Here is a 305-nt window from a genome sequence, read left to right as displayed (position 1 = left end):
CAAAATGCAGGGGCGGGGCACCTTTGTCAGCAAGCCCCGCATCCATCGTAAGTTTGCCAGCGGCAGAGGAACTGCCAGCTTTACGGAGACCTGCTAGGAGTACGGCAGGGTGCCGGGCGCCCGGCTGCTGAACCGTCAGATCGTGCCGGTGCGTAAGGATGAGGAAGCCTTCTTCCATGTAGGCCCGGAAGCCTTGCTCATCTTTATCCAGCGTCTGCGCACTGCCGATGGTCAGCCGGTGTTTCTGGAAAATCTGTTCCTGCCTTACGAGCCTTATAAGAGCCTGATGGGCAAGAATCTCAATG

At 57.7% G+C, this 305-nt stretch carries 1 protein-coding gene; it reads left to right on the top strand.

The genetic code is table 11. The annotated features are described in order from the left end of the window. Window positions 1-109: 109 nt before the first annotated feature. A partial coding sequence (locus tag P0G09_RS18190; RefSeq protein ID WP_275253369.1) for a UTRA domain-containing protein occupies window positions 110-305 on the top strand: 196 nt, incomplete at its 3' end.

It is taken from the genome of Faecalibacterium sp. DFI.5.82, assembly GCF_029076575.1.
Classification (GTDB): Bacteria; Bacillota; Clostridia; order Oscillospirales; family Ruminococcaceae; genus Faecalibacterium; species Faecalibacterium duncaniae.
This window is presented reverse-complemented; position numbering and strand designations above follow the sequence as displayed.